This window comes from Salmonella sp. 741265055_HSA, from assembly GCF_046569525.1.
Lineage (GTDB): Bacteria > Pseudomonadota > Gammaproteobacteria > Enterobacterales > Enterobacteriaceae > Salmonella > Salmonella enterica.
On the sequence record NZ_JBKFSQ010000017.1, the window covers coordinates 61,541 to 81,997 of the forward strand.

The 20,457-nt window shown below is 52.7% G+C and carries 21 protein-coding genes and 1 pseudogene; 14 read left to right on the forward strand and 8 right to left on the reverse strand.

Features of this window, described 5'->3' with window-relative positions; translation table 11 throughout:
• Positions 1–24: 24 nt before the first annotated feature.
• The 3 genes and pseudogenes from ACLD4K_RS11515 to yqhD all read right to left on the reverse strand — a co-directional run bounded on the left by ACLD4K_RS11515 (position 25) and on the right by yqhD (position 3,772).
• Positions 25–1,510: pseudogene (locus tag ACLD4K_RS11515) on the reverse strand (DASS family sodium-coupled anion symporter).
• 165 nt (positions 1,511–1,675) lie between these two features.
• On the reverse strand, positions 1,676–2,503 hold the full coding sequence (gene dkgA / locus ACLD4K_RS11520; protein WP_000013100.1) for a 2,5-didehydrogluconate reductase DkgA: 828 nt from the start codon (positions 2,501–2,503) through the stop codon (positions 1,676–1,678).
• 105 nt (positions 2,504–2,608) lie between these two features.
• Positions 2,609–3,772: an alcohol dehydrogenase gene (gene yqhD / locus ACLD4K_RS11525; protein WP_411011890.1), complete on the reverse strand. Its 1,164-nt coding sequence runs from the start codon at positions 3,770–3,772 to the stop codon at positions 2,609–2,611.
• Between the two features lie 192 nt (positions 3,773–3,964).
• Here yqhD and ACLD4K_RS11530 point away from each other — a divergent pair, with 192 nt between their 5' ends.
• Positions 3,965–4,864, forward strand: coding sequence for an AraC family transcriptional regulator (locus ACLD4K_RS11530; RefSeq protein ID WP_001078198.1), 900 nt, complete (start codon positions 3,965–3,967; stop codon positions 4,862–4,864).
• 63 nt (positions 4,865–4,927) lie between these two features.
• Here ACLD4K_RS11530 and yghB read toward each other — a convergent pair whose 3' ends face one another.
• A complete protein-coding gene (gene yghB / locus ACLD4K_RS11535) occupies positions 4,928–5,587 on the reverse strand; it encodes a DedA family general envelope maintenance protein YghB (protein WP_000268441.1) in 660 nt (219 codons plus the stop codon).
• A gap of 139 nt (positions 5,588–5,726) precedes the next feature.
• Positions 5,727–6,914: a cystathionine beta-lyase gene (gene metC, locus ACLD4K_RS11540; RefSeq protein ID WP_411011891.1), complete on the reverse strand. Its 1,188-nt coding sequence runs from the start codon at positions 6,912–6,914 to the stop codon at positions 5,727–5,729.
• Between the two features lie 251 nt (positions 6,915–7,165).
• Here metC and exbB point away from each other — a divergent pair, with 251 nt between their 5' ends.
• Both exbB and exbD read left to right on the forward strand, forming a co-directional pair.
• Positions 7,166–7,900, forward strand: a complete 735-nt coding sequence (gene exbB / locus ACLD4K_RS11545) for a tol-pal system-associated acyl-CoA thioesterase (RefSeq protein WP_411011892.1) — start codon at positions 7,166–7,168, stop codon at positions 7,898–7,900.
• 6 nt (positions 7,901–7,906) lie between these two features.
• The gene (gene exbD, locus ACLD4K_RS11550; RefSeq protein ID WP_001251476.1) at positions 7,907–8,332 is read left to right on the forward strand and encodes a TonB system transport protein ExbD; all 426 of its coding nucleotides are present in this window, start codon (positions 7,907–7,909) and stop codon (positions 8,330–8,332) included.
• 112 nt (positions 8,333–8,444) lie between these two features.
• Here exbD and ACLD4K_RS11555 read toward each other — a convergent pair whose 3' ends face one another.
• The 3 genes from ACLD4K_RS11555 to ACLD4K_RS11565 form a co-directional block, all read right to left on the reverse strand.
• Entirely contained in the window at positions 8,445–9,329 is an 885-nt protein-coding gene (locus ACLD4K_RS11555) for an SDR family oxidoreductase (RefSeq protein ID WP_000019032.1), read from the reverse strand.
• A 123-nt stretch (positions 9,330–9,452) separates the two neighbouring features.
• Complete coding sequence (locus ACLD4K_RS11560; RefSeq protein ID WP_411011893.1) at positions 9,453–9,857, reverse strand: cytoplasmic protein; 405 nt, start codon at positions 9,855–9,857, stop codon at positions 9,453–9,455.
• Entirely contained in the window at positions 9,844–10,254 is a 411-nt protein-coding gene (locus ACLD4K_RS11565) for a hypothetical protein (protein ID WP_000936441.1), read from the reverse strand. Before ACLD4K_RS11565 ends, ACLD4K_RS11560 begins: the two co-directional genes overlap by 14 nt.
• 103 nt (positions 10,255–10,357) lie before the next feature.
• On the opposite strand from ACLD4K_RS11565, the gene ACLD4K_RS11570 reads away from it, so the two are divergent.
• The 11 genes from ACLD4K_RS11570 to hypA all read left to right on the forward strand — a co-directional run bounded on the left by ACLD4K_RS11570 (position 10,358) and on the right by hypA (position 20,430).
• Positions 10,358–10,861 (forward strand): ESA_00282 family adhesion-associated protein, encoded by a 504-nt coding sequence (locus ACLD4K_RS11570; protein ID WP_001534190.1) that lies wholly within the window; start codon positions 10,358–10,360, stop codon positions 10,859–10,861.
• Positions 10,862–11,139: 278 nt separating this feature from the next.
• Complete coding sequence (locus tag ACLD4K_RS11575; protein WP_000439335.1) at positions 11,140–11,634, forward strand: TIGR00645 family protein; 495 nt, start codon at positions 11,140–11,142, stop codon at positions 11,632–11,634.
• A gap of 306 nt (positions 11,635–11,940) precedes the next feature.
• Positions 11,941–13,584 carry a methyl-accepting chemotaxis protein gene (locus ACLD4K_RS11580; RefSeq protein WP_411011894.1) on the forward strand — a complete coding sequence of 548 codons (1,644 nt, stop codon included), beginning with the start codon at positions 11,941–11,943 and terminating at the stop codon, positions 13,582–13,584.
• A gap of 84 nt (positions 13,585–13,668) precedes the next feature.
• On the forward strand, positions 13,669–13,956 hold the full coding sequence (locus ACLD4K_RS11585) for a DUF2623 family protein (RefSeq protein ID WP_183059497.1): 288 nt from the start codon (positions 13,669–13,671) through the stop codon (positions 13,954–13,956).
• A gap of 189 nt (positions 13,957–14,145) precedes the next feature.
• Positions 14,146–15,264, forward strand: coding sequence for a hydrogenase 2 small subunit (hybO, locus tag ACLD4K_RS11590; RefSeq protein ID WP_000145429.1), 1,119 nt, complete (start codon positions 14,146–14,148; stop codon positions 15,262–15,264).
• 2 nt (positions 15,265–15,266) lie between these two features.
• The gene (gene hybA / locus ACLD4K_RS11595) at positions 15,267–16,253 is read left to right on the forward strand and encodes a hydrogenase 2 operon protein HybA (RefSeq protein WP_001081721.1); all 987 of its coding nucleotides are present in this window, start codon (positions 15,267–15,269) and stop codon (positions 16,251–16,253) included.
• Positions 16,243–17,421: a Ni/Fe-hydrogenase cytochrome b subunit gene (hybB, locus tag ACLD4K_RS11600; RefSeq protein ID WP_000017678.1), complete on the forward strand. Its 1,179-nt coding sequence runs from the start codon at positions 16,243–16,245 to the stop codon at positions 17,419–17,421. Before hybA ends, hybB begins: the two co-directional genes overlap by 11 nt.
• Positions 17,418–19,121 (forward strand): hydrogenase 2 large subunit, encoded by a 1,704-nt coding sequence (gene hybC / locus ACLD4K_RS11605; RefSeq protein ID WP_411011895.1) that lies wholly within the window; start codon positions 17,418–17,420, stop codon positions 19,119–19,121. The genes hybB and hybC overlap by 4 nt, the downstream gene beginning before the upstream one ends.
• Positions 19,121–19,615: a HyaD/HybD family hydrogenase maturation endopeptidase gene (locus tag ACLD4K_RS11610; protein ID WP_001221960.1), complete on the forward strand. Its 495-nt coding sequence runs from the start codon at positions 19,121–19,123 to the stop codon at positions 19,613–19,615. The genes hybC and ACLD4K_RS11610 overlap by 1 nt, the downstream gene beginning before the upstream one ends.
• Complete coding sequence (gene hybE, locus ACLD4K_RS11615) at positions 19,608–20,096, forward strand: hydrogenase-2 assembly chaperone (RefSeq protein WP_250292827.1); 489 nt, start codon at positions 19,608–19,610, stop codon at positions 20,094–20,096. Before ACLD4K_RS11610 ends, hybE begins: the two co-directional genes overlap by 8 nt.
• A complete protein-coding gene (hypA, locus tag ACLD4K_RS11620) occupies positions 20,089–20,430 on the forward strand; it encodes a hydrogenase maturation nickel metallochaperone HypA (protein ID WP_000544945.1) in 342 nt (113 codons plus the stop codon). Before hybE ends, hypA begins: the two co-directional genes overlap by 8 nt.
• Positions 20,431–20,457 lie beyond the last annotated feature (27 nt).

Sequence of the window (20,457 nt, forward strand, 5' to 3'; positions counted from 1 at the left end):
GCTCAATTATCTTCGCGACTGAGTTTAATAAAGACCCAGCACTTTCCACCATGCGAGGCCGACTGTCAAAAAGACCGCCTGATTAAAGAGACTGATGATAAATCCCGTTCGCCACCAGACGCCCGTCGGTACATAGCCGGCGCCAAATAGAATGGGGCCGCGTGCGTGGGTATACTGCGTAAGAGAGCAGTACAGGCTGCTGGTAAACGCCAGCATAAGCGCCATCGGCGCCGCCGGTATATTCAGATGCAGACCTACGCCCAGAAACACCGCATACAGCGCGGCGATTTGCGCGTTACCGCTGGCGAAAAAATAGTGGGTATAAAAATAGGCTGCGTTAAGCAGCAGCAGGATGATTATCCAACTGGTTCCATGCATCGTACTGCCGATGCTGTCGCCAATCAGGTTGCCAAACCAGCTGGTGAATCCTAGCTTCTTCAACTGGTTAGCCATCATCAGCAGCGCGGCAAACCAAATCAACGTATCCCAGGCGCCTTTTTCGCTTTTAACGTCTTCCCAGGTGAGCACGCCGCTCAGTAATAAAATCGAGAGACCGACAAAAGAGGCCGTCGTGGCATCCACGCCGAGCGAGCTGCCAAAAATCCATAGCACCAGCAACACGCCGACGGTCGCCAGCATGAGCCACTCGCCGCGCGCCATACTGCCCATTTGCGCCAGCTCTTTGCGCGCCAGATCCGGCGCATCCGGCGTATGTTTAATTTCCGGACGGGTCAGCCAGTAGACCAGCAGCGGGACGATAAGAAAAGAGACCAGGCAAGGCAGGAGCGCGGCGATAAACCAGCTTCCCCAGCTCAACGTAACGCCGGCGTTCGCCGCCAGTTTTACCGCCAGCAGGTTACCCGTATAACCGGTCATAAACAGTGCGGCGGTGACGTCGTTAACATTGCCAATACAGGTGATCAGAAAGGTGCCGATTTTGCTGCGAGACTCATCTTCCGGATGTGAATCAAAGCTGCGCGCCAGCGAGTCGGCGATCGGGTAAATCACGCCGCCGCAGCGCGCGGTGTTACTGGGCATCGCGGGGGAGAGGATCAGATCGGCAAACGCCAGGCCATAAGCCAGGCCCAGCGTTCGTTTACCTAACAGACGGATCATTTGTAGGGCGATACGCCGACCCAGCCCGGTTTTGATAAACCCACGGGCAATCATAAAGGCGACGACGATAAGCCAGATTAGCGAACTGTTCAGCTCGCTCAACGCCGTGGTAATCGCGCCGCTGGCCGTTTTGTCGCCGGCAGCATAGGCGAGCGCAAAGACGGTGATGCCGATAATACCGACCGCGCCAATAGGCAGCACTTTCGCCACGATAGAGGCGATCGTCGCGACAAAAATAATCGCGGAATGCCAGGCCGGCGCGCTTAACCCGGAAGGGGGCGTTAGCTGCCACAGTCCGGCGGCGATAATCAGAATAAGAATGAATGGGAGCCATTTGACGCCCTGAGATTTTTTTTCCGCCACAATCGCACATCCATAAATATTTTATATGTATTAAGTAAATTGATAATAATTATGAATAAATATTCACAAAATCAGAATAATTCTGCGCTTGTGTGTGGGGGAAATATACTGTTAAATGCGCGTAATTGTTTCTTAATATTTCGGAATGCAAAAAAGCCCGACGATATCGTCGGGCATGACGTGCGATAAATCCGGCTTAACCGCCGAACTGATCCGGATCGGGGCCGAGGCGTTTTCCTTGATCCAGTTTTGCGATCTCGCCTAATTCATCTTTATCGAGACGGAAATCCCAGACAGCAAAGTTTTCCGCGATACGGGAAGGGGTGACGGATTTTGGAATGACGACCAGCCCGCAGTCCAGATGCCAGCGAATAACAATCTGGGCGGGCGTTTTGCCGTATTTATCCGCCAGTTCGCGAATCACTTTCTGATCGAATACGCCTTCGCCGCCCTGTGCCAGCGGGCTCCAGGACTCGGTCTGGATTTTATGCGTTGCATTCCACGCATGTAGCTGGCGCTGTTGCATCAAGGGGTGAAGCTCGATCTGGTTGATCACAGGGGTAACGCCGGTTTCATCGATCAGACGCTGGAGGTGATGGATCTGAAAGTTACAGACCCCGATACTTTTTACCAGCCCCTCTTTTTGCAGCGCGATCATGCCCTTCCAGGCGTCAACATAGTGATCGATAGCCGGTACGGGCCAGTGCATCAGATAGAGATCGAGATAATCAAGCTGCAGTTTTTTCAGACTCTCCTGCAGGGCTTCGCGGGGACGTTTTTGATCGTCATTCCACAACTTGGTGGTGATAAACAGCTCTTCCCGCGCCACGCTCGCTGCTTTTAGCGCTTTGCCGACGCCTTCTTCATTCTGATATGCTGTGGCGGTATCAATCGATCGATAGCCCACCTCCAGCGCTTTATGAATCGCCGCGATCACCTCTTCATTGCTTGCTTTCCAGACTCCCAGCCCAAGTTGTGGCATTACGTTGCCATCCTGTAGCCTGATAATGGTTGGATTAGCCATGATGTGTTCCTCTTTTAATTGGCTCGCCGGAGTCGGGTCCGGCGAGACTAAGTGACTTAAGTCTGGACGAAATGGCCAAAAACGAAAGTCAGAGGCGAAAAAACCTTAGCGCGCCGCTTCATAAATCCGACGGCTGACATCCAGCGTAATATCCTGATTTTCACCTAAATTTGTGCATCCATGCGCCTCAAGTTTGGCCAGTAGCGCCGGAATAGCGCTGCCATCCAGGCCGTAATCGGACAGGCGGGTAGGCACGCCCATCTGTTCGAAGAAACGGCGGGTGGCGGCAATGGCGGCATCAATACGCTCGTCGTCGGAACCGTCGGTGATATTCCATACACGTTCAGCATATTGCAGGAGTTTTGCGCGTTTAACGTCTCGTTTTTCGTTCCATAGCGCAGGCAGAATGATAGCCAGCGTCTGGGCATGATCGAGACCGTGCATCGCCGTAAGCTCATGACCCAGCATATGCGTCGCCCAGTCCTGTGGAACACCAGCGCCAATCAGGCCATTCAACGCCTGAGTAGCGGCCCACATCACATTAGCGCGGACGTCATAGTTTTCAGGCTCTTGCAGCGCTTTGGGACCTTCTTCGATCAGTGTGAGTAAAATACCTTCGGCGAAACGATCCTGAATTTTGCCGTTAACCGGGTAAGTGACGTACTGCTCAACGGTATGGACGAAAGCATCCACGACGCCGTTCGCAACCTGGCGCGGCGGCAATGTATAGGTGTAGACCGGATCCAGTACGGCAAACACCGGTTGCACGAACGAGGAGTGGAAGGCCTGTTTGTCGCCAGTGGTTTTACGGGAAATGACTGCGCCGGCGTTCGATTCTGAGCCGGTTGCCGGTAGGGTCAGCACAGACCCCATCGGGATTGCGCTACGAATCTCAGTACCGCCGGTTTCCAGAATGTGCCACGGATCGACGTCGTTCGTATACTGCGCCGCTGCGGCGATAAATTTGGTGCCGTCCAGTACGGAACCGCCGCCAACGGCCAGCAGGAAGGTAATATTTTCGTCGCGCACAAGCTGCACGGCCTTCATCAGCGTTTCATAGGACGGGTTCGGTTCAATACCGCCAAACTCCCGAACATCCAGTCCTTTTAACGCTTCCTGAACTTGCGCCAGTACGCCGGTCTTTTTCACGCTACCACCGCCATAGGTAATCAGCACGCGGGCGTCCTGCGGGATCTGATCTCGGAGATCGACGATAGCGCCTTTACCAAACAGAATGCGGGTAGGGGTATGTAATTTGAAATTGTTCATTGCTCATTCCCTTATGTGGGTAAAAAGAGGGCAGGCGGCTGTCTGCCTGATGGTCATCATTGTGGTCTTGTGAGGGATGTCTCTCAATGCACATTTCTGCCAATGTTTTGCCTATTTCTCCAGAATGCTGGAGAAAATCGCTAAAAATGCGCACAATCCAGCGGAGTGGATTTGATGAAAAAATGGCGCGTTATGAATCGTGAAGCAATTTGCTTACAGTTGGCGGATAAAATTAATCATTTAAAAAATAATGATAAAATAATCAGCGAGCGGCTGGCGGGCATTCGTCTGTTGTATGGTGTTGAACCGGGGCCGCGCACGCCGGTCATGTATCAGCCTGGCATCATATTTCTCTTTTCCGGCCATAAAATTGGCTATATTAACAAGCGCAAGTTTCGTTATGACGCTAATGAATATCTTTTACTGACCGTGCCGCTTCCTTTTGAATGCGAGACCTGGGCGACGCCGGAGGTACCGCTGGCCGGCATTCGGCTCGACATTGATGTGCTGCAACTGCAAGAGTTGCTCATGGACATTGGCGAAGATGAGCGTTTCCAGTTGCCGATGGCGGCCAGTGGGATTAACTCCGCCACGCTGTCGGACGAGATTTTATGCGCGGTGGAAAGATTGCTGGATGTGATGGAGCGCCCGCTGGATGCGCGGATTCTGGGAAAACAGATTATTCGCGAAATTCTTTATCATGTGCTGATGGGGCCGCGCGGCGGGGCGCTGCTTGCACTGGTTAGTCGCCAGACGCACTTTAGCCTGATCAGTCGCGTACTTAAACAGATCGAAATGAAATACACCGAGAACCTGAATGTTGAGCAACTGGCGGCAGAAGCGAACATGAGCGTGTCGGCGTTTCACCATAATTTTAAGGCGGTCACCAGCACCTCGCCGTTGCAGTATTTAAAAAGCTACCGACTGCATAAAGCGCGGATGATGATGATTCACGACGGTATGAAGGCCAGCGCCGCGGCGATGCGGGTCGGCTATGAGAGCGCATCGCAGTTTAGCCGGGAGTTTAAACGTTATTTTGGCGTTACGCCGGGCGAAGATGCGGCAAGAATGCGGACAATGCAAGGGAGCTAAGTGGGGCATCCCGCCACGGCTCAACGAAGCGTAACCGGGCCATCCTGGCCGATTATGAATACGTCAGGCGTTACAGTATTTCTTTTTAATCACCACGACCAGCGTACCTAACAGCCCGGCGACCAGTAGCGCGACGGGAAGGATCATTAAAAATGTCATTACCTGGTCTTCATGGCGCTTAACAAACGGGATCATACTGAGCGCGTAGCCGAAGCTGGTCACGACAGTTACCCACAGCAGGCCGCTTAACCAGTTAAAAAACTGAAACCGGCGGTTGGACAGGCCGGAAATACCCGCCATTGTTGGCAGCAGAGTGCGGACAAACGCCAGAAAGCGCCCGGCAAGCAACGCTAACAAACCATGACGGTCAAACATGCAGGTGGCGCGCTGATGATATTTTGCCGGAAGCTGCGCCAGCCAGCCTTTGACGGTACGCGTATTACCGAGCCAGCGTCCCTGGATATAACTAAGCCAGCAGCCGAGACTGGCCGCGGCGGTGAGAATGCCAATCGTCGGCAAAAAATGCATCACATCCTGGGCGATCAACGCGCCTGCCAGTAGCAGCAGACTATCGCCGGGTAAGAACGACGCTGGCAGCAGACCGTTTTCTAAAAATAGCGTGGCGAACATGACAAAGTAGACGACGCTAACAACGTGTGGATTCGCCAGCGCGGCAAAATCATGTTGCCAGAGCGCAGCGATAATATCTTGAATGACAGCCATGAACTTTCCTGTGGAACAGCATTTACGCTTTTATCCACCTATTGTACTCCTGAATCGTCCGGGATGCCTTGATCCCGGACGCAACAAACGCAGACTTTTCGACGGAAATTGTCTGCATATATGTCCATCCACGGCAACTTTACACAATTCTGGCGAAGCCGGCGGCTAAATCAGCGATCAAATCATCAACATTCTCTAAACCAATATGCACCCGGACCAGCGTACCGGTAAAATCTACGCCGCCTGCGGGACGAATCGCGGCGATCTGTTCCGGCTGATTAGCAATTATCAGCGATTCGTAGCCTCCCCAGGAGTAGGCCATACTGAACAGCGAAAAGTTATCCAGATAGGCTGATAATTCTGCCTCGGTCAGCTTTTTATTGAGCACAAAGGAGAACAGACCGCTGCTGCCTGTAAAGTCTCGTTTCCAGAACGCATGACCTTTGCTACCCGGCAGGGCCGGATGATTAACGCGCGCGACCTGAGGATGGTTCGCCAGCCATGCGGCGATTTTGAGGCTGCTTTCTTGATGCTGGCGCAGTCGGACGCCGAGCGTGCGCAGACCGCGGCTGGTCATATAAGCCGTGTCGGCGTCGAGCATTTGCCCCATCAGATAGGCGTTTTCCCGCAATTGTTCCCAGCAGCGCGCATTTGCAACGGCAGTGCCGACCATCGCGTCAGAATGACCAATCAGATATTTAGTGCCCGCCTGGATAGAGATATCAATATCGAATTCCAGCGCTTTGAACAGAACGCCAGCCGCCCAGGTATTATCAATCATGATGACGGTTTCTGGCGCGACGCGTCTGACCGCACTGACAATGGTCGGAATATCATGTACTTCCATGGTAATAGAACCGGGTGATTCCAGAAAAACGACTTTCGTGTTCGGCTGAATATGTTGCGTGATATCCGCGCCGATGAGCGGGTCGAACCAGCTTGTCGTCACGCCCAGTTTGCCGAGAATTTTGCTGCAGAAATCCTGGCTGGGTTCATAGGCTGTATTGGTCATCAGGATGTGGTCGCCCTGCTCAACGAATGCCAGAATGGTGTTGGCGACCGCCGCCGCGCCGCACGGGAAGAGCGCGCATCCGGCGCCGCCTTCCAGTTCACACATGGCTTCCTGGAGCGAAAAGTGGGTCAGCGTTCCCCGGCGTCCGTAAAATAATTCGCCGTTGGCGCGATTGCGGGTAGCGTGTTTTTTGGCCTCGACGGTGTCAAACACCAGTGAAGAAGCGCGTTGAATCACACTATTCACTGAGCCAAGCGTGTATTTTTTGCTGCGTCCTGCGTTTACCAGTTTGGTATCCAGCTGTTTATCCGTCATGTTGCGTTTCCTGATTTTAACCGTCTGGATGTCTAAACTAGCATGAATATAACCATCTGCACCCTGGCGACGTGTGATACAGATGAAAATTTTGCCAAAATAAAAACAGGTGGCTTTTTTAATGCGTAAGCGCAAAGAAAAAGCATTAAAGGTGCGGCAGTATGTAAATAGTAATGAGAACGACTATCAATTCGACGTCGTTTTGATATTATTATGCTCAGATTTTGTGATTTGCGTCCTGGAGATACAGAGTGGGTAATAATTTGATGCAGACGGATCTCTCCGTCTGGGGTATGTATCAGCACGCCGATATTGTCGTGAAGTGCGTGATGATTGGTCTGATTCTGGCGTCAGTCGTCACCTGGGCTATCTTCTTCAGTAAAAGCGTTGAATTTTTCACGCAAAAGCGCCGCTTAAAGCGCGAACAACTGCAATTAGCCGATGTGCGCTCTTTAGATCAGGCTTCCGACATTGCGGCAGGTTTCAGCGCAAAAAGCCTCAGCGCACAGCTCATCAATGAAGCGCAGAATGAACTGGAACTCTCTCAGGGCAGCGAAGATAACGAAGGGATTAAAGAACGTACCGGCTTCCGTCTGGAACGTCGCGTCGCGGCAGCTGGCCGCTACATGGGACGAGGCAACGGTTATCTGGCGACGATCGGCGCCATTTCCCCCTTCGTCGGGTTGTTTGGCACCGTATGGGGCATTATGAATAGCTTCATCGGTATTGCGCAAACGCAGACCACCAATCTGGCGGTGGTCGCTCCTGGTATTGCGGAAGCGCTGCTGGCGACGGCGATCGGGCTGGTAGCCGCGATCCCGGCGGTCGTCATTTACAACATCTTCGCACGTCAGATAGGCAGTTACAAAGCGACGCTGGGCGACATGGCGGCGCAGGTATTGTTGCTGCAGAGCCGCGATCTCGATCTGAATGCGAGCGCCAGTGCGCAGCCGGTACGCGCCGCGCAGAAATTACGGGTAGGGTAATGCGCCATGGCAATGCGTCTTAACGAGAACCTGGATGACAACGGCGAAATGCATGAAATCAACGTGACGCCGTTTATCGATGTCATGTTGGTTTTGCTGATTATCTTTATGGTGGCTGCGCCGCTGGCGACGGTGGACGTCAAGGTGAATCTGCCCGCTTCTACCAGTACGCCACAGCCGCGTCCGGAAAAACCGGTTTATCTGTCGGTGAAAGCGGATAACACCATGTTTATCGGTAACGATCCGGTGACGGATGATACGATGATTGCCGAGCTAACGGCCCTGACGGAAGGGAAAAAGGATACTACGATTTTCTTCCGCGCGGATAAAACCGTAGAGTATGAAACTCTGATGAAAGTGATGGATATGCTGCATCAGGCGGGCTATCTCAAGATTGGTCTGGTCGGCGAAGAGACCGCGAAAGCGAAATAAGTATTCTGCTGACGCTGTAGGCCGGGTAAGGCGAAGTCGCCACCCGGCTTTTTTATTGCTTAAAGTGGCGCTTTGCTTAACAGAAGTGCGCCATCTTAATCGACTTCATGCGTTAGCCTAAATGTTCCCCGCCGCACACGCCGTGCACTTCTGCGGTAACGTAACTGGATTCCTGGCTTGCCAGATAAACATACACCGGCGCCAGCTCTGCCGGTTGGCCGGCCCGCTTCATTGGCGTTTGCTGACCAAACTGCGGAATTTTATCCTGGGTTTGACCGCCGGAAATTTGCAGCGCTGTCCAGATAGGGCCAGGCGCGACAATATTCACACGAATTCCTTTTTCCGCCACCTGTTTCGCCAGGCCACGGCTGTAATTGAGGATTGCCGCCTTGGTTGCCGCATAATCCAGCAGGTGCGGACTGGGCTGATACGCCTGGATAGACGACGTTGTGATAATACTGGCACCTTTTGGCAGCAGCGGAATCGCTTCCTGGGTTATCCAGAACAGGGCAAAAACGTTAACGGCGAAGGTTTGCTGAAATTGCTCGCTGGTCAGATCTTTTATCTCCGGGATTGCCGTCTGTTTACCGGCCACCAGCGCCAGAATGTCCAGCCCGCCCAGCGCTTCACGCGCCTTATGGACCAGCGAACGGGCGAACGATTCGTCGCTAAGATCGCCTGGCAATAACACCGCTTTACGGCCGCACTCCTCAATCAGCGCTTTAACCTGCTGGGCGTCCTCTTCTTCCGCTGGCAGATAGTTGATCGCGACATCTGCGCCTTCACGCGCGTAAGCGATAGCGGCAGCGCGCCCAATCCCGGAGTCGCCCCCTGTCACCAGCGCCTTACGATCTTTAAGGCGACCACTGCCGACATAACTTTTTTCGCCACAGTCAGGAACAGGCGTCATTTTCGCCTGGACGCCGGGCGCCGGCTGTTTTTGCTTAGGATACTCGCCGGTGTAATACTGCGTGGTAGGGTCGTATAGATGAGACATTGAGCTTCTCCCTTCAGGTTGAACACCCTTTAAGCGTAGACACTTTTACTACCGTAAGAGGGAGAATCAGAACGATCCTTATGCTTCGCCCGTATTTACAACAGAGTTAACTAGCCATGAAGGTTATTTTTCTTGCCGTGCGACGGTGGCGACGTTGCGCGTCCGGTAGTCGCCATCAGAAAGCTTACGCGTCAGACGTAAGGTTGCCGCCTCGCAAGCCAGCAGATGCTGCCAGTCACTTTCAAGACGAGACATAATTTTGTCTCGTAATTCAGGATGCTGCTCGATAATGGCATTGATGGTCGCGCCATAAATCTCCTCTTTGACCTGTAACGCATACATCTCCCGTCGGTTTTGCCACTTCAGGCGCACTAACGCCGCCGGTATGGATACCACCTCCTGCGTTACCTTTTCCAGGGTGGCATTTTTACTGGCGATTAGCGCTGCAAGATTTTGCTTTAAGATAAATTCATCACTTTTATGGTTGTCTAAAGCCAAATAAACGTTATTGTCTTCAACTTCTTTCATCTTTATCTTCCAGTGAATAAAATAGCGGCATATTGGTTTCGCGAGTGATTAAATTAAGCCAAATGGCATTGCCTTTTTCATTTATCATTGCGGTTTTATCCGCCAGTATTTTACTTAGCGTTTGGGCATCAATATCGCCTTCTGCCTGTAGTGCGTTTATCAGGCGGGCAAACGTTTCAATTTTAGCCACACAATACAGACGTTCTTTAATATGACGGTCGCGTTCTTCAAATAATACGTTTCTGTGTTGTCCGGCAGCGTTAGCGCTAATTAAAATATCGGGCTCGAAATCGCTGAGTTTTGTCTTTCCCTTAGGCAAATTTTTACTGTTTTCTGTGGCTTCAGGGGGCGGCGATGACAGGCGAAAATGAGAGGAAACCAGATGCTCAGGAAGCATGACTAAATATCCTTTACGATCAGTGGTATACTATTTTTAATAGTGTAGGTTTCGTTGACAATAACATGGCGTAATTTTAAAATCAAAAAAAATGGAGCCTGCTATGAACAGTATTTTTTATTCTGTTATTATATTGCTATTACTGACCGGCGCGATACTCTTCCTGATGTGGGAGGTTAATAAAAAACGTCCTGGTGGAAAAGTCGTAAATTTAAATCAAACTGAACCCATGACAAAGGAAGAGGGCGAAGATCATTTCTCAGTATTAATGAATTCGATAACGCCGGTATGGTACTGGCGCGTTAACCATGAATATATCGATTTCCTTCATGCAACGATAAAACGAATGACAATGACTGAGTTGAATGAAACGCCAGGATTATTTGACGCACAGCGTCGTTGCAGCGACCTTAACTCTGCCGTTTATAAGTATTACGACAATATTAAGAAGCGTTGTCTGAACGGAGAAAAGGTGCCGTATTCGGATTTGGACGTCCTTAATTTACGCCAGTGTTTTCGTGAGTTCAGTCTTGAAGCCTACCCGGCGTTGGTCGCGCTGGTATGGCCGGAATATCAGCGCCCACAGGTTAAACCGGATGAGATTTAGAGCCTATCCCATTAGGGCTATTTTACTTGCCATTTTGGACCTGGGCAGTGCTCGCCAAAACGCGTTAGCGTTTTGAACGCCGCTAGCGGCGGCCCGAAGGGCGAGCGTAGCGAGTCAAACCTCACGTACTACGTGTACGCTCCGGTTTTTGCGCGCTGTCCGTGTCCAAACTGGCTGCGCCAATAACGCCTGGTGGGATAGGCTCTTAACTGCATGTTGATCTGATGTTGCATGGTTGAGATATACTGTTGCTGGTTTTAGTTACCTGACAGGTCCCTATGGAACGCTTTCTTGAAAATGTAATGTATGCGTCTCGCTGGCTGCTCGCGCCGGTGTATTTTGGCCTCTCTTTGGCGCTGATCGCTTTAGCGCTAAAATTTTTCCAGGAAATTCTACACGTTCTGCCGAACGTTTTTGCCCTGGCGGAGGCCGATCTGATCCTGGTGCTGTTATCGCTGGTTGATATGACGCTGGTTGGCGGATTGCTGGTAATGGTCATGTTCTCCGGGTATGAAAACTTTGTCTCTCAGCTGGATATCTCTGCGGGCAAGGAGAAGCTGAACTGGCTGGGGAAAATGGATGCGACTTCGCTAAAAAATAAGGTGGCGGCATCGATAGTCGCTATCTCTTCCATTCACCTGTTACGCGTGTTTATGGACGCGAAAAACGTCCCGGATAACAAATTAATGTGGTATGTCATCATCCATCTGACCTTTGTCCTGTCGGCATTCGTGATGGGCTATCTGGACAGATTGACGCGGCATAACCATTGAGCCGCCGTCAACGGCGGGGCAGTCGGGCAAAGGACGCTGAGCCCGGCTGTAAAACCGCGCTTCTTTAACGGCGGATAACCATCTCCCTGCAGTCTTACGCAATATTTTTACTACATCTATTCATTTACCCAGTAATAAGACTAAAAGATTTTCTCTGCGTTCACAGATATATAACATCTGCGGGTACGTAAACGGCGATAACTGTAAAAAAATGGAGAATGCATTATATATTCTCCGCGCCTTGCCGATAACGAGAGTGCGTCATCGTCTGATGACTAATCTCTTATATTCAGCAAGGAAATTCATATGCGTTTGCTGCAAAACTTTACTATTCGTATGGTCATGCTGACGATACTGGGACTTTTTTGTCTACTCTGGTCGGGGGTGGGGTTATACAGCGTCCATGCTTTATCCGAAGTTTCGGAAGGAAATGATATTGACCGGCATCTTGTGCGGCAAATGACGGTGCTAAGCCAGGGTAACGATCAATATTTCCGCTTTGTTACCCGTCTTAGCCGCGCGATGGATGTAAAAATCAGCGGCGGCACGCCCGATTTTGCGCCCGCCCGGCAGTCGCTCGAGAATATGCGTCAGAAGCTGGAGGAGATGAAAGCGCTATCGCCAGGGCCGATGAACCCTGATATCTCAAGGGAGGTCTTGTCCAACTGGCAGGCCTTGCTGGAGAAAGGCGTCGTTCCTCAAATGCAACTGGCGCAGCAAGGATCGCTGACCGCCTGGAGCGAACATGCCAGTACGGTCACGCCCGCGCTCAGTCGCGCGTTCGGCGCCAGCGCGGAACGGTTTAGTCATGAAGCTGGCACCATGCTGGATAACACCCGCGTGATGGTCGATGGTAAAACCCATACCATCCGCATCCTGCTTATCACGGCGGTGATTCTGGGCATTGCCATCCTGATTTTTACCGATCGCTATCTGGTTGCAATGATGGTGAAACCGCTGGAGCGCATCCGTCAGCAATTTCAGCGCATCGCGCAAGGCGATCTTAGCCAGCCGATTGAAGCGTTGGGGCGTAACTGTGTAGGCCGGTTGGTGCCGCTACTGCGCGCGATGCAGGACAGTTTACGCGAAGCCGTGAGTACGATCCGCGCCGGAAGCGACAATATCTGGCGCGGCGCGACGGAAATTTCTACCGGTAATAACGATCTCTCTTCCCGAACGGAAGAACAGGCCGCCGCGCTGGAAGAAACTGCCGCCAGCATGGAACAGCTTACCGCAACGGTGAAAATGAACGCCGAACACGCTCGCCAGGCGAGTCAGCTTGCGGACGCCGCCTCGCTAACGGCAGGAAAAGGCGGTGAGCTGGTTTCCGATGTGGTAGAAACCATGGACGGTATTTCCGCCAGTTCGCAGCAGATCGCCGAAATTACTACCGTGATTAATAGTATTGCTTTCCAGACCAATATTCTGGCCTTGAACGCAGCAGTAGAAGCGGCCAGAGCGGGCGAGCAGGGACGCGGCTTCGCGGTGGTCGCCGGTGAGGTTCGTAACCTGGCCAGCCGCAGCGCGGGGGCGGCGAAAGAAATTGAAGCCTTGATTGGCGAATCGGTACGTCGCGTAGCGCAGGGCGCGCAGTTGGTCCAGGAGACCGGCGCGACGATGGACGCCATCCTGCGTGGCGTCACGGAAGTGACGACGATTATGAAACAGATCGCGTCCGCCTCCGAAGATCAGAGTAAAGGTATCTCTCAGGTTGGCGTGGCGATCACGCAAATGGATAGCGTTACGCAACAAAACGCCGCGCTGGTTGAGCAGGTTTCCGCGGCGGCGGCGGCGCTGGAACGGCAGACGGAGGATTTGCAACGCTCCGTACAGCAGTTCCGGCTTTCCGCTAGTGAGCCGCAACAACGCGTCACGGCGAAAGCGGCGCCTGGCGTTCAGAGAATGGCGTCGGCTCCCGCACAGTCTACTGATGAATGGGTTGCTTTCTGATGTGAAGCAAAAAAGCGCGTAATGCGCTGGCCTTCATTTAACCAGTCGCTATATAATTTATTACATAGCGACTGGGGAGGTCAGATGAATAATCATTTTGGGAAAGGGTTAATGGCCGGGTTGCACGCGCCATATGCATATAGCGCGCATCATGCGGTGAATTTCTGTTCTGAGTATAAACGTGGCTTTGTATTAGGTTTTACACACCGTATGTTCGAAAAGACCGGCGATCGTCAACTTAGCGCGTGGGAGGCCGGAATTCTGACGCGTCGCTATGGTCTGGAGAAAGAAATGGTGATGGATTTCTTTAAAGAGAATCATTCCGGGATGGCGGTTCGCTTCTTTATGGCTGGTTATCGACTCGAAGGTTGATCCAACAGGGGTATTATCTTGCTTTAATTAATTACACTATCGCTTCTTCCCTTCGTTTTACTGTTCCGTCGAAGTATTATGGCGCACATAACCATAAAAAAAGTGTGGTAAATGGCGTACCGATCGCAATAACTTCTTCGCGAACAGTGCAAAATAAAAGCCAGGTCTTCGTAACGGAATAACTATAAAATGACTGGAGATAATACTCTCATCACTTCTCACGGCATTAACCGTCGTGATTTCATGAAGCTTTGTGCAGCACTGGCCGCTACTATGGGGCTCAGTAGCAAAGCCGCCGCAGAAATGGCAGAATCGGTATCCAATCCACAGCGTCCGCCCGTTATCTGGATTGGCGCTCAGGAGTGTACCGGTTGTACCGAATCACTGCTTCGTGCTACACACCCAACCGTTGAAAACCTCGTTCTGGAGACTATCTCTCTGGAATACCACGAGGTGCTTTCCGCCGCATTCGGTCACCAGGTCGAAGAAAACAAACATAACGCTCTGGAGAAGTATAAAGGGCAATATGTTCTGGTGGTGGATGGTTCTATCCCACTAAAAGATAACGGTATCTACTGCATGGTTGCCGGCGAGCCGATCGTGGATCACATCCGCAAAGCCGCCGACGGCGCAGCCGCGATTATCGCTATCGGTTCCTGCTCGGCATGGGGTGGCGTTGCTGCGGCTGGCGTAAACCCAACCGGCGCTGTCAGTCTGCAGGAAGTCTTACCGGGCAAAACGGTTATCAATATTCCAGGTTGTCCGCCAAACCCGCATAACTTCCTGGCGACCGTCGCGCATATCATCACTTACGGCACGCCGCCGAAGCTGGATGCGAAAAATCGTCCAACCTTTGCCTATGGCCGTCTGATTCATGAGCATTGCGAACGTCGTCCACACTTCGACGCAGGCCGTTTTGCCAAAGAATTTGGCGACGAAGGCCACCGTCAGGGGTGGTGTCTCTACCATCTTGGCTGTAAAGGGCCGGAAACCTGGGGCAACTGTTCTACGTTACAGTTCTGTGACGTTGGCGGTGTCTGGCCAGTGGCGATCGGTCATCCTTGCTATGGCTGTAACGAAGAAGGTATCGGCTTCCATAAGGGCATTCACCAGCTTGCTCATGTCGAAAACCAAACTCCGCGTTCAGAGAAACCTGACGTCAATATGAAAGAAGGCGGCAATATCTCTGCGGGCGCTGTCGGTCTGCTTGGCGGCGTAGTCGGTCTGGTTGCCGGCGTCAGCGTGATGGCGGTACGTGAACTGGGGCGTCAGCAAAAGAAAGATAACGCTGACTCACGGGGAGAATAACCGTGAACAGACGTGACTTTATTAAAGCAGCTTCCGGTGGAGCATTGCTGTTGGGCGCCGCGCCGTCTGTCAGCCATGCGGCTGCAGAAAACCGTCCGCCGATTCCAGGTTCGCTGGGCATGTTGTATGACTCCACTCTGTGCGTGGGCTGTCAGGCCTGCGTCACAAAGTGTCAGGATATCAACTTCCCGGCGCGTAACCCGGAAGGGGAGCAGACCTGGTCGAACAACGACAAACTGTCGCCGTATACCAATAACATTATCCAGGTATGGCGTAGCGGCACGGGCGTGAACAAAGATCAGGAAGAGAACGGCTATGCCTACATCAAGAAACAGTGTATGCACTGCGTCGATCCTAACTGCGTTTCCGTTTGTCCGGTGTCGGCGCTGAAAAAAGATCCGAAAACCGGCATCGTCCACTATGACAAAGATGTCTGCACCGGCTGCCGTTACTGTATGGTCGCCTGTCCGTACAACGTACCTAAGTACGACTACAACAACCCGTTTGGCGCGCTTCACAAGTGTGAGCTGTGTAACCAGAAAGGCGTTGAGCGTCTGGATAAAGGCGGTTTGCCTGGGTGTGTGGAAGTTTGTCCGGCAGGGGCCGTCATTTTCGGTACTCGTGAAGAGCTGATGGCGGAAGCGAAAAAACGTCTGGCCCTCAAACCAGGCAGTGAATATCACTATCCGCGCCAGACGTTGAAAACGGACGACACCTATCTGCATACGGTGCCTAAATACTACCCACACCTCTACGGTGAAAAAGAGGGCGGTGGTACACAGGTGCTGGTGCTGACAGGCGTTCCTTATGAAGATCTGGATCTGCCGAAGCTGGATGACCTTTCAACCGGAGCGCGCTCCGAGCATGTTCAACACACGCTTTATAAAGGCATGATACTACCCCTGGCTGCGCTGGCGGGCTTAACCGTGCTGGTTCGTCGTAATAGCAAAAACGACCATCACGATGGAGGAGACGATCATGAGTCATGATCCAAAACCGCTGGGCGGAAAAATCATCAGTAAACCGGTCATTATCTTTGGACCGTTAATCGTCCTGTGTATGCTCCTTATCGTGAAGCGTCTGGTCTTCGGGTTGGGCTCCGTTTCCGACCTGAACGGCGGTTTCCCGTGGGGCGTCTGGATTGCCTTTGACCTGTTGATCGGCACCGGCTTTGCCTGCGGCGGTTGGGCGTTGGCATGGGCGGTGTATGTCTTTAACCGTGGGCAATACCATCCGTTGGTGCGCCCGGCGTTGCTGGCAAGTTTGTTTGGTTACTCGCTGGGCGGCCTGTCGATCACTATCGACGTTGGTCGTTACTGGAACCTGCCGTACTTCTACATTCCTGGTCACTTCAACGTGAACTCGGTACTGTTTGAGACGGCGGTCTGTATGACCATCTACATCGGCGTGATGGCGCTGGAGTTTGCGCCTGCCCTGTTTGAACGTCTGGGCTGGAAAGTGTCGCTCAAGCGTCTGAATAAGGTGATGTTCTTTATTATCGCGCTGGGCGCGCTGCTGCCGACGATGCACCAGTCCTCAATGGGGTCATTGATGATCTCGGCGGGCTATAAAGTGCATCCGCTATGGCAAAGCTATGAAATGTTGCCGCTGTTCTCGGTTCTGACCGCGTTTATCATGGGCTTCTCTATTGTCATATTTGAGGGTTCGCTGGTTCAGGCAGGCCTGAAAGGAAACGGTCCGGATGAGAAAAATTTGTTTGTTAAACTGACGAATACCATCAGCGTGCTGCTGGCGATTTTCGTCGTCCTGCGCTTTGGCGAACTGATTTATCGCGACAAGCTGTCCTATGCGTTTGCCGGCGATTTTTACTCCGCCATGTTCTGGATTGAAGTCGTCCTGATGGTCTTCCCGCTAGTGGTGCTGCGTGTGGCGAAACTGCGTAATGACTCTCGTATGCTGTACCTGTCGGCGCTGAGTGCGCTGCTGGGCTGCGCGACGTGGCGTCTGACCTATTCGCTGGTGGCATTCAACCCAGGTGGCGGCTACCACTACTTCCCGACCTGGGAAGAATTGTTGATTTCTATTGGTTTTGTGGCTATTGAGATTTGTGCATACATCGTACTCATTCGTCTACTGCCGATACTTCCTCCTTTAAAACAAAACGATCATAATCGTCATGAGGCGAGCAAAGCATGAGCCAGAGAATTACTATTGATCCGGTAACCCGTATTGAGGGTCATTTACGCATTGACTGCGAAATTGAGAACGGCGTCGTATCCAAAGCATGGGCGTCCGGCACCATGTGGCGCGGTATGGAAGAGATCGTGAAGAACCGCGATCCGCGCGATGCGTGGATGATTGTGCAGCGTATTTGCGGCGTTTGTACGACAACTCACGCGATCTCCTCCGTTCGTGCAGCGGAAAGCGCGTTGAATATTGATGTTCCCGTCAACGCGCAGTATATCCGTAATATTATTCTGGCGGCGCATACCACCCATGACCACATTGTCCATTTCTACCAGCTTTCTGCGCTGGACTGGGTGGACATTACCTCTGCGCTGAAAGCCGATCCGGAAAAAGCCTCCGCGATGCTGGATGGCGTGTCGAGCTGGCACCTGAACAGCGCGCAAGAGTTCACGAAAGTTCAGAACAAGATCAAGGATCTTGTCGCCAGCGGTCAGTTAGGTATTTTCGCCAACGGCTACTGGGGGCACCCGGCAATGCAGTTACCGCCGGAGGTCAACCTGATTGCGGTCGCCCACTATCTGCAGGCGCTGGAATGTCAGCGTGACGCTAACCGCGTGGTGGCGTTGCTGGGCGGTAAATCGCCGCATATCCAGAACCTGGCGGTCGGTGGGGTGGCGAACCCGATCAATCTTGACAGCATCGGTACGTTGAACCTTGAACGCCTGATGTACATCAAATCGTTTATCGATAAGCTGAGCGATTTTGTCGAGCAGGTGTATAAAGTGGATACCGCAGTCATCGCGGCCTACTATCCGGAATGGCTGGAGCGTGGCAAAGGCGCTGTGAACTACCTGAGCGCGCCGGAATTCCCGACCGACGGTAAAAACGGCAGTTTCCTGTTCCCGGGCGGTTACATTACCAATGCCGATCTGTCGACATACCGTCCGATCACCTCTCACTCCGACGAATTCCTGATTAAAGGTATTCAGGAGAGCGCGAAGCACGCCTGGTATAAAGATGAAGCGCCGCAGGCGCCGTGGGAAGGCACCACGATCCCGGCTTACGACGGTTGGTCGGATGACGGTAAATACTCATGGGTCAAGTCGCCGATATTCTACGGCAAAACCGTCGAAGTCGGGCCGCTGGCGAACATGCTGTGTAAACTGGCTGCAGGTCGTGAATCCACCCAGACTAAGCTCAATGAAATCATTGCGCTTTATCAGAAGCTGACCGGCAAAACGCTGGAAATGGCGCAACTTCACTCTACGCTGGGTCGTATCATCGGGCGTACCGTTCACTGTTGTGAACTGCAAAACGTATTGCAGGATCAATACAACGCGCTGATTGTAAATATCGGCAAAGGCGATTACACCACGTTTGTGAAGCCGAACATTCCGGCGACGGGCGAGTTCAAAGGCGTGGGCTTCCTGGAGGCGCCGCGCGGTATGCTGTCTCACTGGATGGTGATTAAAGACGGCATTATCAGTAACTATCAGGCGGTGGTGCCATCGACCTGGAACTCAGGTCCGCGTAACTTCAACGATGACGTGGGGCCGTACGAACAGTCGCTGGTCGGTACGCCGATCGCCGATCCGGCGAAGCCGCTGGAAGTGGTACGTACCATCCACTCCTTCGACCCTTGCATGGCGTGCGCAGTACACGTGGTGGACGCTGATGGCAATGAAGTGGTCTCGGTGAAGGTTTTGTAATGCGGATATTAGTCTTAGGGGTCGGCAATATTTTGCTGACCGATGAAGCCATCGGGGTGCGTATTGTTGAAGCGTTAGAGCAACGATACACCCTGCCGGATTTCGTTGAGATTCTGGATGGCGGTACGGCGGGAATGGAACTTCTTGGCGATATGGCGAATCGGGATCATTTGATCATTGCCGACGCCATCGTGTCGAAAAAGAACGCGCCGGGAACCATTATGGTACTGCGCGACGATGAAGTTCCGGCGCTGTTCACCAACAAAATCTCCCCCCATCAGCTTGGACTGGCCGACGTATTGTCGGCCCTCCGCTTTACCGGCGAGTTTCCGAAGAAACTGACCCTGGTCGGCGTTATTCCACAGTCGCTGGAACCGCACATCGGCTTAACGCCAACCGTAGAAGCGATGATTGAACCTGCGCTTGAGCAGGTTCTTGCTGCGCTGCGTGAATCCGGCGTCGAAGCAATTCCTAAGGAGACGGCGCATGTCTGAAACGTTTTCCGGATTCGACACGGCGCCCGTCGCCCGGATTCAGGCGGCATTTGAAGAGATAGCCCATCGTTCGATGCACGATCTTTCGTTTTTGCATCCGACTATGCCGGTGCATGTCTCTGATTTTACGTTGTTTGAAGGACAATGGACGGGCACGGTAATTACGCCGTGGATGTTAAGCGCATTAATCTTCCCTGGCCCGGACCAAATTTGGCCCGGGCGTACCGTCGGTGAAAAACTCGGTCTGCAACTGCCTTATGGCACGATGACCTTTACCGTTGGCGAACTGGAAGGCGTTTCGCAATATCTTGCCTGCTCGTTGATGTCGCCGCTTTCCCGTAGCCTGTCGCCGGAAGAGGGCGTCCGGCTGGCGGATGACTGCGCGCGGATGCTGTTATCCCTGCCGGTAAGCAATCCTGATGCGCCGCAGACAAGCCGGCGCGCGTTGCTGTTTGGCCGTCGGAGCTGTGAGAATGCATGAGCTGTCTCTTTGCCAAAGCGCCGTTGAAATTATTCAGCAGCAGGCAGAACAGCACGGCGTGGCGCGCGTCACCGGCGTATGGCTGGAGATAGGCGCGCTTTCGTGCGTTGAAGAGCGCGCGGTTCGTTTCAGCTTTGACATCGCCTGCCAGGGGACTTTAGCGCAAGGGTGCGAATTGCACATCGACTACAGACCGGCCCAGGCCTGGTGCTGGGATTGCAGTCAGGTGGTGGAAATTCTCAGGCATGACGCGCAATGTCCGCATTGTCATGGCGATCGCCTGCGGGTGGATACCGGCGATTCGTTGAAAGTAAAAAGTATTGAGGTCGAATAACCCGCATTTTATTTCAGGTGGTTAATT